The sequence below is a fragment of the Falsiroseomonas sp. RANM36 genome, from assembly GCF_056682175.1.
In genome coordinates, this window is the sequence record NZ_JBWXTD010000006.1 from 105,196 (window position 1) to 121,461 (window position 16,266).

General features: G+C 71.4%; 17 protein-coding genes. All 17 read right to left on the reverse strand.

Annotation, left to right across the window (positions count from 1 at the left end; all coding sequences use genetic code 11):
- Positions 1-99: 99 nt before the first annotated feature.
- On the reverse strand, positions 100-1,071 hold the full coding sequence (locus AC1MIR_RS22050; RefSeq protein ID WP_480030338.1) for a tripartite tricarboxylate transporter substrate-binding protein: 972 nt from the start codon (positions 1,069-1,071) through the stop codon (positions 100-102).
- A 192-nt stretch (positions 1,072-1,263) separates the two neighbouring features.
- Entirely contained in the window at positions 1,264-2,430 is a 1,167-nt protein-coding gene (locus AC1MIR_RS22055; RefSeq protein WP_480030339.1) for a toxic anion resistance protein, read from the reverse strand.
- Positions 2,427-3,236, reverse strand: a complete 810-nt coding sequence (locus tag AC1MIR_RS22060) for a hypothetical protein (RefSeq protein ID WP_480030340.1) — start codon at positions 3,234-3,236, stop codon at positions 2,427-2,429. Before AC1MIR_RS22060 ends, AC1MIR_RS22055 begins: the two co-directional genes overlap by 4 nt.
- Complete coding sequence (locus tag AC1MIR_RS22065) at positions 3,233-3,376, reverse strand: hypothetical protein (RefSeq protein ID WP_480030341.1); 144 nt, start codon at positions 3,374-3,376, stop codon at positions 3,233-3,235. Before AC1MIR_RS22065 ends, AC1MIR_RS22060 begins: the two co-directional genes overlap by 4 nt.
- Positions 3,377-3,455: 79 nt before the next feature.
- Positions 3,456-4,337, reverse strand: coding sequence for an ABC transporter permease (locus AC1MIR_RS22070; protein ID WP_480030342.1), 882 nt, complete (start codon positions 4,335-4,337; stop codon positions 3,456-3,458).
- Positions 4,334-5,281 carry an ABC transporter permease gene (locus tag AC1MIR_RS22075; RefSeq protein WP_480030343.1) on the reverse strand — a complete coding sequence of 316 codons (948 nt, stop codon included), beginning with the start codon at positions 5,279-5,281 and terminating at the stop codon, positions 4,334-4,336. Before AC1MIR_RS22075 ends, AC1MIR_RS22070 begins: the two co-directional genes overlap by 4 nt.
- Before the next feature lie 67 nt (positions 5,282-5,348).
- Positions 5,349-6,854 (reverse strand): ABC transporter substrate-binding protein, encoded by a 1,506-nt coding sequence (locus tag AC1MIR_RS22080; protein WP_480030344.1) that lies wholly within the window; start codon positions 6,852-6,854, stop codon positions 5,349-5,351.
- Positions 6,851-7,915, reverse strand: coding sequence for an ABC transporter ATP-binding protein (locus AC1MIR_RS22085; RefSeq protein WP_480030345.1), 1,065 nt, complete (start codon positions 7,913-7,915; stop codon positions 6,851-6,853). The genes AC1MIR_RS22080 and AC1MIR_RS22085 overlap by 4 nt, the downstream gene beginning before the upstream one ends.
- Before the next feature lie 79 nt (positions 7,916-7,994).
- Positions 7,995-8,981 (reverse strand): ABC transporter ATP-binding protein, encoded by a 987-nt coding sequence (locus AC1MIR_RS22090; RefSeq protein ID WP_480030346.1) that lies wholly within the window; start codon positions 8,979-8,981, stop codon positions 7,995-7,997.
- Complete coding sequence (locus AC1MIR_RS22095; RefSeq protein WP_480030347.1) at positions 8,978-9,679, reverse strand: DUF1028 domain-containing protein; 702 nt, start codon at positions 9,677-9,679, stop codon at positions 8,978-8,980. The genes AC1MIR_RS22090 and AC1MIR_RS22095 overlap by 4 nt, the downstream gene beginning before the upstream one ends.
- A gap of 144 nt (positions 9,680-9,823) precedes the next feature.
- Positions 9,824-10,816, reverse strand: coding sequence for a branched-chain amino acid ABC transporter permease (locus AC1MIR_RS22100; RefSeq protein WP_480030348.1), 993 nt, complete (start codon positions 10,814-10,816; stop codon positions 9,824-9,826).
- Between the two features lie 3 nt (positions 10,817-10,819).
- On the reverse strand, positions 10,820-11,704 hold the full coding sequence (locus AC1MIR_RS22105; protein WP_480030349.1) for a branched-chain amino acid ABC transporter permease: 885 nt from the start codon (positions 11,702-11,704) through the stop codon (positions 10,820-10,822).
- A 62-nt stretch (positions 11,705-11,766) separates the two neighbouring features.
- Positions 11,767-13,011, reverse strand: a complete 1,245-nt coding sequence (locus AC1MIR_RS22110) for an ABC transporter substrate-binding protein (RefSeq protein WP_480030350.1) — start codon at positions 13,009-13,011, stop codon at positions 11,767-11,769.
- Positions 13,012-13,054: 43 nt separating this feature from the next.
- Positions 13,055-13,747: an ABC transporter ATP-binding protein gene (locus AC1MIR_RS22115; RefSeq protein WP_480030719.1), complete on the reverse strand. Its 693-nt coding sequence runs from the start codon at positions 13,745-13,747 to the stop codon at positions 13,055-13,057.
- Between the two features lie 43 nt (positions 13,748-13,790).
- On the reverse strand, positions 13,791-14,582 hold the full coding sequence (locus AC1MIR_RS22120; RefSeq protein WP_480030351.1) for an ABC transporter ATP-binding protein: 792 nt from the start codon (positions 14,580-14,582) through the stop codon (positions 13,791-13,793).
- A gap of 157 nt (positions 14,583-14,739) precedes the next feature.
- The gene (locus AC1MIR_RS22125) at positions 14,740-15,882 is read right to left on the reverse strand and encodes a MalY/PatB family protein (protein WP_480030352.1); all 1,143 of its coding nucleotides are present in this window, start codon (positions 15,880-15,882) and stop codon (positions 14,740-14,742) included.
- Positions 15,879-16,175 (reverse strand): sulfurtransferase, encoded by a 297-nt coding sequence (locus tag AC1MIR_RS22130; protein WP_480030353.1) that lies wholly within the window; start codon positions 16,173-16,175, stop codon positions 15,879-15,881. Before AC1MIR_RS22130 ends, AC1MIR_RS22125 begins: the two co-directional genes overlap by 4 nt.
- Between the last annotated feature and the right edge of the window lie 91 nt (positions 16,176-16,266).

The following is a 16,266-nucleotide window of genomic DNA, read 5'->3' on the forward strand; positions in this document are numbered from 1 at the left end:
CCCCGGCGCCGCCGGGGGGGGGCCCCCCCGCCTCAATCCCCCCCGGGGGCACCCCCCCCCCCCCCCCCCCCCCCCGGGGGGGGGGGGGGGCCGCTCCGGTCAGTCGGGCCGGATGTTGTTCTCGCGCACCACGCGGCCCCAGGTCGCGATCTGCGCCGAGAGGAAGCGCGCGAACTCCGCCTCGCCCTTCGGGTCGAGGTCGAGGCCGAGGCCGATCACGCGCTGGCGCACCTCCGGCTTGTCGAGCGCGGCGCGGATCTCGGCCTCCATCCGCTGCTTGATCGCGGGCGGGATGTTGGCCGGGCCGAGGAAGCCCCAGAAGGCGCGCGCGTCGATGCCCGGCACGCCCGCCTCGGCCAGCGTCGGGATGTCCGGCATGGTGGGCGAGCGGGTCGCGCCCGTCTGCGCCAAGGGCACCAGCGCGCCGGAATCGATGTGCACGCCGATGGCGGGGCGCGTGGCGATGGGCATGTCCACCTCGCCGGCCACCGCGGCCGTCGCCAGCGGACCGCCGCCGCGATAGGGCACATGCACCAGCTGCAGCCCCGCCGCCTTGCCGACCAGCGCCATCGTCAGATGCGCCAGCGAGCCGTTGCCGATGGTGCCGTAGGTGACGGTGTCGGGCCGCGCCTTCGCCGCCGCCGCCATCGCGGCGAAATCGGCCCAGGGCCGCGTGCGGTGCTTCGTCAGCACCATCGGCGCGGTGCCGAACAGCAGCAGCGGCGTCATGTCGCGCTCGGTGTCGAAGCCCATGTTCGGGATCAGCGCCGGGTTCACCGCATGGGTGTCGAAGACCAGGACCCAGGAATTCCCGTCCGGCGCGCTGCGCGCGACATTGCCGGTGCCGATCGAGCCCGAGGCGCCGGCGCGGTTCTCCACCACCACCGGCACGCCGAGCGCCTGGGTCAGATGCGGCTGCAGGATGCGCGACAGCGCGTCGGTGGACCCGCCCGGCGGAAACGGCGCGACGATGCGGATCGGGCCGTTCGGCCAGGCGGGCTGCCCGATGGCGGGCATGGCAAGCGCGGCGGCGGGCGCAGCGAGCAGGACGCGGCGGGTGAGCCGATGCATCGTATCCTCCCGGGATGATTGCCGGGAGGATACCCTCACCCTCGCCCCGGGGCGAGGGTGGTGCGCCTAGAGCACGTTCCGACCGATTGGAATCAATCGGTCGGAAGGTCGTGCTCTAGAAATCATGATTCTAGAGCAGCTTATGCCCGATCGGCTGACCCGCGGAGCGGGTCAACTCGATCGGGCGCTGCTCTAGAAGGGCCGGTTGGGCGTGGTGACCGGCTTGGTCGAGGCCGCGGACTTCGCCTGCATCAGCACGCGGCGGATGTCCTCCTCGAGCTTCGCCAGTTCCTCCGCCGCGCGCTCGCGCTGGCCGCGTGCCTCGTCGGCGATGCGAAGGGAATCCTCGATGGTCGCGACCAGCGCTGCATTGGCCTTCTGCACCGCCTCCAGGTCGAAGACGCCGCGTTCGAGCTCGGTCCGCGCTTCCTGGTTGCCGCGGCGCAGCGTCTCGGCATTCGCGGTCAGCAGGCGGTTCGTTAGGTCCGTCGCCTCCTTCACCGCCGCGCCGGCTTCCCGCATGCGGTGGATCGCCAGCGCCTGCGCAAGCTGCTGGCGCCACAGCGGCACCGTGTTGGCCAGCACGGAGTGGATCTTGGAGGAGAGCGCCTTGTCGTTCTCCTGGATCAGCCGGATCGAGGGCAGCGCCTGCATCGCCACCTGGCGCGTCAGCCGCAGGTCATGCACGCGCCGCTCCAGCTCGTCCCGCGCGCCGCGCAGGTCGCGCAGGCGCTGCGGCGCCAAGTCGTCGCCGGTGTTCTCGGCCACCTGCTTCTCCAGCACCGGGATCGTGTGCGCGTTCGTCCGCTGCAGCACCGCGTCGCCGGCGGCGATGTGGTCGCCGAGGGCGTGGAACCATTCGAGCGTCGCCGCATAGAGCCGCTCCAGCCGCTCCACATCTTCCAGCAGGCGCGTGCGATGCGTGTCGAGCCTGTCGCCGATCGCCTCGATCTGGCCCTTCACGCCCTCGTATTTCGTGATGATGCCGCTGACCTCGGCGCCGGCCTTGGTGAACATCCGCGCGAAGAAGCCGGGCTTCTCGTCGAGGTTGGTCACGTCGAAGCCGCGCAGCGTGGTCAGCAGCGAGGACAGGGTGCGCCCCGCCTCCCCGGTCTCCTGGTTCTTCGCGCCCTCGAGCATCGCGTCGGCCGCAGCCTGGGCGCGGTTCTGCGCCTCCTGCCCGAAGCGCAGGATGGAGCCGGGATCGGAGAGGTTGATCTGCTCCGCAAGGCTGGCGATGGCGGCCTGGTGTTCCGGGGTGAGTTCCGCCGGCGTGCGCGGCACCGGCACGGGCGATGTCGTCTGCGCTGCGGCTTCCGACGCGGCTTCGCCGAAGGTGATCCGAACCTGGTCGCTCACGCATAGCCCTCCTGGCGCAGCCGGTCGGCCAGCACCTTCACCTGGATGTCGAGCGCGGCCGTCTCCTCCGCGCGGATGCGGTCGCGCAACTCGTCGGCCGCGGAAGTCAGATCCTCCAGCAGCTTCGGCAGCCCCTCCGGCGGCTCGGCGCCGGCCTGCAGGCGTTCGCGGATGCGGTCGAGCCCGTCGAGATGCACGACGAGGAAGCGCCGCGCCTCCGTGATGCGCTCCGGCCGCGCGGAGAGGTCGTCCAGCACGCCCGCCAGCGCGCCGGAGACGCCGGCCAGCCGGGGCTCCGCCGCGATGCGGGCCAGCCGCGCGCGATGCTCGTCCAGCGGGCCGGGCGGGGGCGGCGGGGCAGGCGGCGCCACTTCCTGCACCGCGCCGTCATAGAGCAGCCGCGTGCCGAGCCAGCCGCCGGCGCCGAGCAGCACCGCCATCACCGGGTTCAGCGCGGCGCCGAGGCCGGCGACGATGCCGCTGGCAGCGCCGACCATCAGCGCCGCGCGCTGCGTGTCGCCCTTGCGGCCGCGGCGCAGCGTCGCCGTCGCGCCGACCGTCAGGCCGATGCCGAGCGCGGCCGCGACCAGGCCGCGCACGTCGCCGGTGCCGATCTCCCAGATCGCGTCGAAGAAGAGCGGCCAGGTGAAGAGCGGCAGCAGCAACCCGCGCGTGCCGGCGCGGAAGCGCGAAAAGCCCTGCTCCAACTGCGCGCGCGCCTGGTCCCAGGGCTGCAGCGGGCCCTCATTCCCCCAGGGGCGCGGCGGCGGCGGCTCCCAGGGCCGGCGCGGTCGCTGGCCGCTCATCCCGCGACGAGCGCCAGGAAGCTGGCCAGCCAGAGGGTCAGCGTCAGCAACCCGATCCCGGCGGCGCGGCGCGCCGGCCAGGGCAGAGAGGCCAGCAGGGGCCGCGAGGGCACCGGCGGGGGCGAAGCGGGGCGGTCCATGGCCGCCAACAGATCGCCCCGGCGGAGGGCCGCATCAAGGCCGCGCCGCGTGACAGCGCCTCCATCACGGAAGCGTGAGCTACTTGCGGTCCGCCCGCGGGTCCAGCGCGTCGCGCAGCCCGTCGCCCATCAGATTGAAGGCCAGCACGACCACGAAGATCGCGATGCCCGGCGCGATGGCGAGCCAGGGCGCGGGATCGAGGAAGCGCTGCGCCGAGTTCAGCATGGACCCCCAGGAGGGCGAGGGCGGCTGCTGGCCGAGCCCGAGGAAGCTGAGCGAGGCCTCCGCGATGATCGCCTCCGCGATGGCGAGCGTGCCCTGCACCAGCAGCGGCGGCACGATGTTGGGAAGCACATGCACCACCGCGGTGCGCCAGGGCGGATTGCCGAGCGACCGCGCCGCCTCCACCCAGTCGGTGGATTTCGCATCCAGCGCCATGCCGCGCGCGAGCCGCACGAAGACGGGGCTCGCGGTGATGGCGATGGCGAGCATCGCATTCTCGAGCGCGGGGCCGAGGAAGGCCGCCAGCGCGATGGCCAGGATCAGGAAGGGCACCGACAGCATCGCATCGGCGATGCGCGAGAGCAGCGCATCCACCCAGCCGCCGGCGAGCCCGGCCAGCAGGCCAAGCGGCACGCCGATGGCGATGGCGCCGAGCACCGAGACGACGCCCGCCATCAGCGAGGCGCGCGCGCCCCAGATGACGCGGGAGAGCACGTCGCGCCCGTTCTCGTCGGTGCCGAACCAGTGTTCGGCCGAAGGCGGCTTGCGGATGCGCGACCAGCTCGTCTCGATCGGGTCGTAGGGCGCGATCCACGGCGCAAGCAGCGCGATCAGGATGAAGGAGACGACGACGACAAGCCCGACCACCGCCAGCTTGTGGCGGAAGAAGCGACGCAGCGCGCGGCGGGCGGGGCTTTCGCCGCGCTCCAGCGCGATCGGGGCAGAGGTCGCACTCATGCCGTACGGAGCCTCGGGTTGATGGCCATGTACAGGAGGTCGGCGACCAGGCTCAGCACGACGAAGATCAGCGCGGTCGCCAGCACGACGCCCTGCACGACGGGGTAGTCGCGGTTGAACACGGCATCCACCACCAGCTTGCCGAAGCCCGGGATGGTGAAGATCTGCTCGGTCAGCACCGCGCCTGCCAGCAGCCGGCCGAACTCGATCGTGCCGAGCGTGACGACCGGGATCAGCGCGTTGCGCAGCGCGTGCTTCCAGACGACGGTCTTCTCGGCGAGCCCCTTGGCGCGCGCGGTGCGCACATAGTCCTGGCCGAGCGCGGTCAGCATCGCAGCGCGCGTGTGGCGCATCAGCACGGAGGCGACGCCGGTGCCGAGCACGAAGGCCGGCATGATGGTGGTGGAGAGGCTCTGCACCGGATCCTCCCACAGCGGCACGTAGCCCGAGGGCGGCAACCAGCCGAGCTGCACGCTGAACAGCAGGATCATCATGATGCCGAGCCAGAAATTCGGCGTGGAGATGCCGAACAGCGCGATGCCGTTGGCGAGGAAATCGGCCGGCGTGTCGCGCCGCGTGGCGGAGAGGATGCCGAGCGGCACGCCGATCACCACGCCGATGATGAAGGCCATGGTGGCGAGCTGCGCGGTGACGGGCAGCTTCTGCAGGATCAGCTCGGCGACCGGCATGCGGATGCGCCAGGAGAAGCCGAAATCGCCCTGCACGACGTTGCCGACCCAGTGCAGGTATTGTTCCCAGATCGGGCGATCCAGCTTCAGCTCCGCGCGGATCTGCGCCAGCACCTGCGGATCGCCGCGCTCCTCCCCGGCCAGGATGACCGCCGGATCGCCGGGCATCAGCTGCTGCAGCCCGAAGATCAGGAAGGAGAGGATGATCAGCGTCGGGATGATCTGCCCGACGCGGCGGAGGAGGAAGGCGATCATGTGCGAAGTTCCCTCCCCCGCGAACGGGGGAGGGAGAAGCGCGCGGGTCCGGAGACGCGCGGTGACATCAGTTCAGCCTCATGCCCTGCAGGCGGATCATGCCGTCGGCGATGGGCTGGTAGCCGCTCAGGCGGGTCGAGTGGATCATGATGTTCTTGCGGTGCCACACGAACATCCGGCCGACGTCCTGCGCGACGGCGATCTCCAGCGCCTGGCGATAGAGGTCGCGCCGCTTCGCCACGTCGCCCTCGACGCGGGCGGCATCGAGCAGGCGGTCCACCTCCGGGTTGCCGTATTTGCCGTCGTTCTGGCCGCCGCGCGAATGCAGGAACGCGTGGATGTTGCCGTCCGGATCGGTGCGGCCCGACCAGCCGATCAGATACAGCTGGAAGTCGCCGCGCTGCGCGGCCTGCAGCGAGGAAGCGAACTCCATCGCGCGGAGCGAGACCTCGAAGCCGGCCTCGCGCGCCATCGCTTGCACCACCTCGCCCACCTGGCGGAGATCGGGGTTGTTGGGGATGGTGAATTCCAGCTGGACCGGCGCGGTGACGCCCGCTTCGCGCAGCAGCGCGCGCGCAGCGTTCACGTTGCGCGCCGGCGGCTCGAAGTTCGGGATGCGGAAGGCGCTGGCCGGCGGGATGGGCTGGCGCGTCGGCGTGAACATGCCCTCATAGACGACCTGGTTGATCGCCGCGCGGTCGATCGAAAGCTCGAAGGCGCGACGCACGCGCGGATCGCGCAGCGGCGCGGAGCGCTCGCCGTTGTTCACGTTGAACTGGATGGACTGCCAGCCGAGTTCCTCCACCGCCACGCCGCGCAGGTTGCGGTTGCGCTGGATGGCGCGCAGGTCGTCCGGCTCCATCCGCTCACCGAACTCGACGGCGCCCGACTGCAGGTTGGCCAGCCGCACGGTGTTGTCCGGGATGGGCAGGTAGGTCACGCGGTTCAGGTGGATGTTGCCGGCGTCCCAGTATTCCGGGAAGCGCTCCAGCACGATGCGCTCCTGCGCCACGCGGTCCACGAAGCGCATCGGGCCGGCGCAGACGGGGCGGCGGCCGAAGTCGCGCCCGGCGGCTTCCGCGGCCTTGGGGCTCAGGATCATGCCGGCGCGGTCGGTCAACGTCGCGATGAAGGCGGCGTTCGGCGCGCCGAGCTTGATGCGGACGGTTTGCGGGTCCACCACCTCGATCGCGGTGATGTTGCCCATCTCGCCGCGGCGGAAGCTGCCTTGCATGGTCAGGTGGCGGTTCAGCGAGTAGCGCACCGCCTCCGCGTCCATCACCTCGCCGTCGTGGAAGCGCACGCCCTGGCGCAGCGTGATGATCAGCGTCGTGGGGTCTTCCCAGCGATAGCCGGTGGCGAGCTGCGGCACCGCCTCGAGCTTGTCGTTGATGTCGAACAGCTTGTCGCAGACGCCCATGTAGACGATGCGCCCGACATAGGTGCGCGACAGGGTGGGGTCGAGGATGTCGGGGTCCTCGCGCAGCGCGATGCGCAGGTTCTGTGCGTCGGCCGGCGCAGCGGCGAGCGCGGCCAGGCCGATGCAGGCCGCCGCGAAGGTTCTGCGGATCATGTCGTCGTTGCTCCCTTGGTGATCGGCGAAAGGCTGCGATCGGTGAAGAAGGCCTGCAGGCGCCGCAGGCGCTCCCCGCCGGCATCGTGCTCGGCCGGCGGCCGCGCAGGCGGCAGGCGGTCCTGCAGGTGGCAGGCGGCGGCATGCGCGCCGCCTTCGAGCGCGGGCGTGCGCTCCGCGCAGACGGCCTCGGCGAAGGGGCAGCGCGTCCGGAAACGGCAGCCGGAGGGCGGGTCGATCGGGCTCGGCACGTCGCCTTCCAGCGGCACCGCCTTCACTCCTTGGCCCGGCACCGCGGCGAGCAGCGCGCGGGTGTAGGGATGGCGCGGGGTGCGGAACACCGCCTCGGTCGGGCCTTCCTCCACGATGCGGCCGAGATACATCACCGCCACGCGGTCCGCGATGTGGCGCACCACGCCGAGGTCATGGCTGATCAGCACGAAGGTCAGGCGCAGCTCCGCGATCAGGTCCTGCAGCAGGTTGATCACCTGCGCCTGCACGCTGACATCCAGCGCGCTGACGGGCTCGTCGCCCACGATCAGCCGCGGGCGGGAGGCGAGCGCGCGGGCGATGGCGATGCGCTGCCGCTGCCCGCCCGAGAATTCATGCGGCCATCGCCGCGCGAGCTCCGGCCTGAGGCCGACGCGCGCCAGCAGCTCGGCCACGCGATCCCGCTCCTGCGCGCGGGGCACGATGCCGTGCAGGCGCAGCGGCTCGCCCACCGCCTCCTCCACCGTCATGCGCGGATCGAGGCTCGCAAAGGGGTCCTGGAAGATCAGCTGCATATCGCGCCGCCGCCGGCGCAGATCGGCCGGCTTCAGCGCGCGCAGATCCTCGCCCATGAAGCGGATCTCGCCCGCATCGGGCTCGATCAGCCGCAGCGCGAGACGGCCGAGGGTGGACTTCCCGCAGCCGGATTCGCCCACGATGGCGAGCACCTCGCCCTCCTGCACGGAAAGCGAGACCCCATCCACCGCGCGCACCGCGCCGCGCGCGCGGCCGAGCGCGTCGCGGACGGGGAAGGCGCGGGCAACGTCGCGGAGTTCGAGCAGCGCGGTCATCGGGCCACAGCCTGCCATGCCCCCACCCCGACCCTCCCCCGCAAGCGGGAGAGGGAGAAGCGCGCGCGGACGATATCCATCACGCCGCCGCCTCCAGCATCGCATCCAGCGGCGCGCGCCAGCAGGCGGCGAGGTGCCCCTCACCCATCGGCGACAGCGGGGGCTGCTCGGCGCAGCGCGCGACCGCGAAGGGGCAGCGCGGCGCAAAGCGGCAGCCGGGCGGCGGGTTGCGCAGGTCGGGCACCGTGCCCTCGATGCTCGCCAGCCGCTCCGCCCCGCCTTCCAGCGAAGGCGCGGCGCCGAGCAGCCCCACCGTGTAGGGATGCTGCGGATTGGCGAAGAGCTGCGCGGCCGGCGCGCGTTCCGCGACGCGACCGGCATACATCACCGCGACCTCGTCGGCATGGTCGGCGACCACGCCGAGATCGTGCGTGATCAGCAGCACCGCCGTGCCGGTCTCGGCCTTCAGCTCGTCGATCAGGGCCAGGATCTGCGCCTGCACCGTCACGTCCAGCGCCGTGGTCGGCTCGTCGGCGATCAGCAGGCGCGGGCGGCAGGCGAGTGCCATCGCGATCATCACGCGCTGGCGCATCCCGCCCGAGAGCTGGTGCGGATACTGCTTCGCGCGGCGCCCCGCATCCGGGATGCGCACGCGGGCCAGCATCTCCACCGCGCGGTCCATCGCCGCCGCGGGCGAGAGGTTCTGATGCAGCCGAAGCGCCTCGGCCACCTGTTCGCCGGCGGTGAAGGCCGGGTTCAGGCTCGTCATCGGCTCCTGGAAGATCATCGCGAGCTCGGCGCCGCGCTTGCCGCGCATCGCCTCGGCATCGAGCGCGGTCAGCTCCTGCCCGTCGAAGCGGATCGCGCCGCCGATGCGCGAGCCCGGCGGCAGCAGCCCCATGATGGCGAGCGCGGTAACCGACTTGCCGCAGCCGCTCTCCCCCACCACGGCCAGCGTCTTGCCCGGCGCCACGGCGAAGGAGACGCCGTCCACCGGCCGCAGCGGCCCGCGATCCGTGGGCAGCGTGACCGTGACGTCGCTGAGCTCGAGGACCGGGGCGGTCACGGCTTCTGCGCCTCGGCGATCGCCGCCTGGATCACCGCGCGGTCGAACACGCCCGGATGGTCGCGCCCCGGCAGGAAGCGGCGGAAATGGCGCAGATAGCCGTTCCAGACCACGTGCAGCCGGCGCAGCTCCGCCAGCGGGTCCGGATGGTCGTCCACCCGCAGGTCGAGATCGGGATAGGGATCGCGGGAGGCCACCTGGATCGCCGCCGATTGCCGGCCGCGCTTGTCGCCACCCGCCGCCTCGCCGGCTTCCATCGCGGCCAGCAGGCGCTCGGCCAGCGTCAGCCCGGCTGTGGCGAGGAAGGCGTCGCGCGTCGCGGCGACCACCTCGGGCCCGGCCAGCATGTTGCCGGCGACCGAGACATCCTCGCCGGAGACATGCCCGCACCAGCCGACGCACTCGGCGCCGGTGTGCTGCGCGATGGCCCCGGCGGCCGAGATCACATGCACCTGCCGCGTCGCCTGTCCGGCATCGGCGGCGACCAGCGCGGCCAGCACCGGGCCGGGCGCCTCGCCCGCGCGCAGCCGCGCCAGCGCATCCGGTGCGTGGAAGGGGTTCACCAGCGCCTGGGTGCAGGCGGCGCCCACCCCGCCCTCGACGCGCGGCACCAGCGCGCCGGCGGCCAGGAATCGGCTGGCGACGGCGGCGCCCAGTTCGCCCGTGGCGCGGTCCCGCGCAAGGATCGACCAGGTCATGGGCCGCTTAGTGCCACGCCCGGCGGATGGCGCAAGCCCACCGGGGCGGAAGCTTTCGCCGGCGCAGCGGCGTGGCGCCCGCCGGATGGGCAGCCACTGCCCAAGCGGGCGGCTTCCTCTGCCCGCCCAGGCGGGCCCGACTGGCTACAGCTTCACCCGCAGCGCATGCGCGATCTCGCCCAAGACACCCCGGCGGAAGGCCAGCACGCAGGCGATGAAGATCACGCCCTGGATCACCAGCACCCAGGCGCCGAACTCGGCCAGGTAGTTCTGCATGGTGATGATGACCGCGGCCCCCACCACCGGCCCGAAGATCGTGCCGAGGCCGCCGACCAGGCTCATCAGCACCACCTCGCCCGACATCGCCCAGTGGACGTCCGTCAGCGTCGCGATGTTGAACACCAGCGCCTTGGTCCCGCCGGCGATGCCCGCCAGCGTTGCCGAGAGCACGAAGGCCATCAGCTTGTAGTCGTCCGTCCGGTAGCCAAGGGAGGTCGCGCGCGGCTCGTTGTCGCGGATCGCCTTCATCACCTGGCCGAAGGGCGAATGGACGATGCGGTGGATCAGCAGGAAGCCGGCCAGGAAGATGGCGGCGACGAGCCAGTACATCGTCAGGTCGGCGGTCAGGTCGAACATGCCGAACAGCGTCCCGCGGGGGATCGCCTGGATGCCGTCCTCGCCGCCGGTGAAGGGCGCCTGCAGGGCGAAGAAATAGACCATCTGCGCCAGCGCCAGGGTGATCATGGCGAAGTAGATGCCGGCGCGGCGGATCGCGAGCCAGCCGAAGGGGATGCCGAGCAGCGCGCCGGTCGCCCCGCCCATCAGGATCGCGAGCTCGGGCGGCACGCCCCAGGCCTTGGCGGCGTAGCCGGTGATGTAGGCGCCCATGCCGAAATAGGCCGCGTGGCCGAAGCTGAGCAGGCCGACATAGCCGATCAGCAGGTTGAAGGCGCAGGCGAACAGCGCGAAGCAGAGCACCTTCATCAGGAAGACGGGATAGAGGAAGAAGGGGCTGACCAGCACGAAGGCCAGCATCAGCAGGAAGGCCACGGCCTGCGGCTTCGTGAAGCCCCAGAGGCCGGTTTCCTCGTGGCGCGCGCTGACGCCGCCGGCGGTGGCGATGGTGCCCTCGGCCATGGCTCAGGCCCTCCCGAACAGCCCGGCGGGTCGTGTCAGCAGCACGATCGCCATGATGACGAACACCACGGTCTGCGAGGCTTCCGGGTAGAACACGTCCGTGATGCCCTGGACGAAGCCCAGCAGGAAGCCGGTGACGACCGCGCCCATGATCGAGCCCATGCCGCCGATCACGACCACGGCAAAGACGGTGATGATGAAGTTGGCACCCATCGCCGGATGCACCGAGTAGATCGGCGCGGCCAGCACGCCGGCGAAGGCGGCCAGCGCCACGCCCGCCGCATAGGTCAGCGTCATCATCAGGGGCACGTTGATGCCGAAGGCCTGCACCAGCTGCGGGCGCTCCGTCGCGGCGCGGAGATAGCTGCCGATCTTCGTCTTCTCGATCACCAGCCAGGTGCCGAGGCAGACCGCGGTCGCGGCGATCAGCACCCAGACGCGGTAGCCGGGCAGGAAGAAGTCGGCCAACTCGAGGTCGAGCGCGCGGAACTCCGGCGGCGTCGTGTAGCGCTGGCCGGAGGAGCCGAAGGTGTTGCGGAACAGCCCCTCGATCACCAGCGCGCAACCGAAGGTCAGCAACAGGCCGTAGAGATGATCGAGCTTGTAGAGCCGCGAGATCATCAATCGCTCCATCAGCACCCCGACGAAGCCGACGATCAGCGGCGAGAGGATCAGCGCCGGCCAGTAGCCGATGCCGAGATAGCTCAGCAGCATCCAGGCGACGAAGGCGCCCATCATGAATTGCGCGCCATGGGCGAAGTTGATGACGTTGAGCATGCCGAAGATGACGGCGAGCCCGAGCGAGAGCAGCGCGTAGAACGAGCCGTTGATCACGCCCAGGATGACCTGCGGCAGCGCGAGTTGCAGTTCGAAGAGCAGGTCTTCCATCGCCCGGTCGCCTTTCGGGAAGCTGGGTCAGCGGGGGCGGCCGAAGCCGACCCCGTCCGACGTCAGGAGCGCACCAGCGCGCAGCCGCCCGCGGAGAGCGGGCGGAACGCCTCGTTCGCCGGGATGGTGGCGACGAGCTTGTAGTAGTCCCACGCGCCCTTGCTCTCCTCCGGCGTCTTCACCTCGAAGAGATAGGCCGGGTGGATCTTGCGGCCGTCGGGGCGGATGGTGCCCTCGCCGAAGGCGTCGTCGCTGGCCGGCATCGCCTTCATGCGGTTCACCGCGTCCACGCCGGACGCCTTCGCGGCCGCGACGCCCATGTCGCCCACCGCCTTGAGGTAGTGCAGGATGCCGGAGTAGCAGCCGGCCTGCACCATGGTGGGCCGCAGGTTGCCCGGCATCTGGCCGAGGCGCTGCGTGAAGGCGCGCGTGCGGTCGTTGAGATCCCAGTAGAAGCTCGACGTCACCACCAGGCCCTGCGCGACCTCGAGGCCGAGCGAGTGGACGTCGGTGACGAAGACCAGCAGGCCGGCGAGCTTCACGCGCCCGCCGCGGGTGATGCGGAATTCGGCCGCCTGCTTGATCGAGTTGATCGTGTCGCCGCCCGCATTCGCCAGGCCGATCACCTGCGCGCGGCTGCGCTGCGCCTGCTGCAGGAAGGAGGAGAAGTCGGTCGTGCCCGGGAAGGGCGTGCGCACGCCGCCCACCACGCGCCCGCCGGCGGCGGTGACGAAGGACGTCGTGTCACGCTCCAGCGCGTGGCCGAAGGCGTAGTCGGCGGTGATGAAGAACCAGGTCTGGCCGCCCGCGCGCACCATCGCGCCGCCGGTGCCGTTGGCCAGCATGTAGGTGTCGTAGGTCCAGTGCACCGTGTTCGGCGAGCACTGCGCGCCCGTCAGGTCCGAGGTCGCGGCGCCGGAGTTGATGAAGACCTTGTTCTTCTCGCGCACCAGCGTGTTCACCGCGAGAGCGACCGAGGAGGTCGGCACGTCCACGACCACGTCGATGCCGTCGCGGTCGATCCACTGGCGGACCACGGTGGAGCCGACATCCGGGCGGTTCTGGTGGTCCGCCTCGACCACTTCCACGTTCACGCCGCGCTGCGTGATGCCGCTCTCCTGCACCGCGAGACGCACCGCCTGGGTGGAGCCGGGGCCCGAGATGTCGCGATAGAGCCCCGACTGGTCGTTCAGCACGCCGATGCGGATCGTGTTGGCCGCCTGGGCGCGGGCCGAGCGGTAAGGCAGTGCGCCCCAGACGGGGGCGGTGGCGGCGGCGCCGAGAAGCGTGCGGCGGTTGACGGTCATGCGCGTGTCCTTCCTTGACTGGTTCCCTGTCCCCTCGGCGTCCTCAGACGCCGAGGTAGTCGTGCAGGCGGTCCATGCTGTGCGGCAGTTCCGCATTGGTCAGCATGTCCACCATCTTTCCGTGTTCCATCACGTAGTGGCGGTCGGCCACCGTCTGCGCGAAGCGGAAATTCTGCTCCACCAGCAGCACGGTGAAGCCGCGCTGCTTGATCTCCCGGATCATCGCGCCGATCTGCTGCACGATGACCGGCGCGAGCCCCTCGCTCGGCTCGTCGAGCAGCAGCAGCCGCGCGCCGGTGCGCAGGATGCGCGCGATGGCCAGCATCTGCTGCTCGCCGCCCGAGAGCTTCGTCCCCTGGCTGCGCGCGCGTTCCTTCAGGTTCGGGAACAGCGTGTAGATCTCGTCCAGCGAAAGCCCGCCCGGCGCGATCACCGGGGGAAGCATGAGATTCTCGGTGACGTCGAGCGAGGCGAAGATGCCGCGCTCCTCGGGGCAATAGGCGATGCCGGCGCGCGCGATCAGGTCGGGGCGGGCGCTGATCAGCTCCTTCCCCTCGAAGCGGATCGAGCCGCTGCGCTGCCCGACCAGCCCCATGATGGCGCGCAGCGTGGAGGTCTTGCCCGCGCCGTTGCGGCCGAGCAGCGTCACCACCTCGCCCTGGCGGATCTCGAGATTGACGCCATGCAGCACATGGCTCTCGCCGTACCAGGCCTCGAGGTTCTCGATCTGCAGCATCGCCGCCCCGCCGGCCGCCGCGGCGGGCTTCGCGGTCATCGTCTCAGCCATGCGGCGCCTCCGCCTGCAGCGCGGGATCCGTCCCGAGATAGGCGGCCTTCACCTCATCGTTGCGGCTCACCTCGGCATAGGTGCCTTCCGCCAGCACGCGCCCGCGGGTCAGCACCGTGATCATGTCGCAGAGGCCGGAGACGACGGTGAGGTTGTGCTCGACCAGCAGCACGGTGCGGCCCTTCGCGACGCGCTGCACCAGCGCCATGATCCGCCCGACATCCTCATGCGTCATGCCCGCGGTCGGCTCGTCCAGCAGCATCATCCGCGGCTCGAGCGCAAGCGTCGTCGCGATCTCCAGCGCGCGCTTGCGGCCATAGGGCAGCTCGCCCGCCATGTGCCGAGCATAGGCCGTGAGGCCGACATCCTCCAGCAGTTCCATGGCACGCGGCTCGAAGCCCTTCAGCGCGGCCTCTGACCGCCAGAAGTCGAAGGAGCCGCCGCGGGCGCGCTGGAGCGCCACGCGCACATTCTCGAGTACGGTCAGATGCGGGAAGACGGCCGAGATCTGGAAGGACCGCACCAGGCCGAGGCGGGCCACCTCGGCCGGCTTCATGCTGGTGATGTCCCGCCCGTCATAGCGGATGGTCCCGCGCGTCGGCGGCAGGAATTTCGTGAGCAGGTTGAAACAGGTGGTCTTGCCGGCGCCGTTCGGCCCGATCAGCCCATGGATGCTGCCGCGCCGGACCCGCAGGGCGACATCGGAAACCGCGACGAAGCCGCGGAATTCCTTGGTCAGCCCCTCCGTCTCCAGGATCGTCCCTTGCGGATCCTCGGATGCCACGCCCGTCTGCCTCCCCGGCCAGCCAGGCAAGCCGTCATACCGCGGCGGAGATCCGCCCCGCATGCATGCCCGCCATGAATTTCCGCCTTCATGGATGCTGGCACGACAGGATGCAAGAGCGGCCTCGCGCGGCCGCCGGGCGAAGCACGACCGTGCGTCAGGCCTCCGCCAGGGCGCGGGCCATCCGCCCGATCCCCTCCTCCAGCATGGCGCGCGGGCAGCCGAAGTTCAGCCGCACGAAGCCGGCGCCGGGCGGGCCGAAATCGGTGCCCGGGTTCATCCCGACGCGCGCCTTCTCCAGGAAGAAGCGGTGCGGGTCGGCGGCGGCCGCGCCGGCGCGGCAATCCAGCCAGGCGAGGTAGGTCGCCTCCGGCAGGCGCATCGTCACGCCCGGCAGGCGCTCGGCGACGGCGGTGGCCAGCCAGTCGCGATTGGCCTGCAGATAGGCCAGCACCGCCTCCCGCCACGGCGCGCCATCGGCCAGCGCGGCCTCGGTCGCGACCAGGCCGAGGATGTTCACATGGTCGGCGACGCCCGCCAGGGTCCGCGCGAAGCGGGCGCGCAGCCCCGGCTCCGTCACCACCGCCCAGCAGGCGTTCAGCCCGGCGATGTTCCAGGTCTTGCCGGCCGACATCAGCGTGATGGTTCGCGCCGCGACCTCCGGCGCCAGGGTCGCGATCGGGATGTGCCGCCGCCCGTCGAAGAGCAGGTCGCAATGGATCTCGTCGGAGACGATGGACAGCCCGGCCGAGAGGCTCGCCTCGGCCATCGCGGCAAGTTCCTCGCGGCGGAAGGCGCGGCCGGTCGGGTTGTGCGGGTTGCAGAGCAGGAAGGCGCCCTGCCCCGCCCCGCGCAGCGCCGCGCCGAACACGTCGCCGTCCACCTCGTCCGTCGCGGTCAGCGGCGCGTCGATCCGGCGCAGCCCGCCGAGCTCGGGCGCCTTCAGCATCGGCGGATAGACCGGCGTCTGCACCACCACGCCCGCGCCCGGCGCGCAGACGGTGCGCAGCGCCAGGTTGAAGCCGGGCACCACGCCCGGCAGCATCAGGATGTCGTCGGGCGTCACCCGCCAGCCATATTGCGCCTCCAGCCAGGCGACGATGCGCGCCCGGAGGCCGGTCTGCGAGACGCCGTATCCCAGCACGGGATGCGCCAGCCGATCCTGCAGCGCGCGCAGGATGGGATCGGCCACGGCGAAATCCATGTCGGCCACCCACATCGGCAGCACATCGGCGTCGAAGCGGCTCCATTTCGCGCAGCCGCTGCCGCGGCGGTCGATGATGCTGTCGAACGGGCTCACTGCGGGCGTCCCCCCACCACCACGGGTCTTGCGGGATCGGCGCTCCAGGCCGACCAGGAGCCCGGATACATCGCCGCCTCGATGCCGATGGAGGCGAGTGCGGCGACATTGACCGCCGCCGAGATCCCGGCGCCGCAATACACGCCCACGGGCCGCGTGCCATCCGCCCCCAGCGCGGCATAGAGATGGCGCAGCGTCGCTGCATCGGCGAAGGGGCCGGGCTCGGTGAAGTTGTCGGCGGCGGGGGGGGGGGGGCCGCCCCGGGGGGGGGGGGGGCCCGGGCGGCGGTTCAACCGTCGAGGTAGCGGCGCGCCAGATGGGCGGTGAAGTCGGCCGGGTCGAGCGGCTTGCCCGTCGCCGCCCGCAACAGGTCCTGGAAGCCGA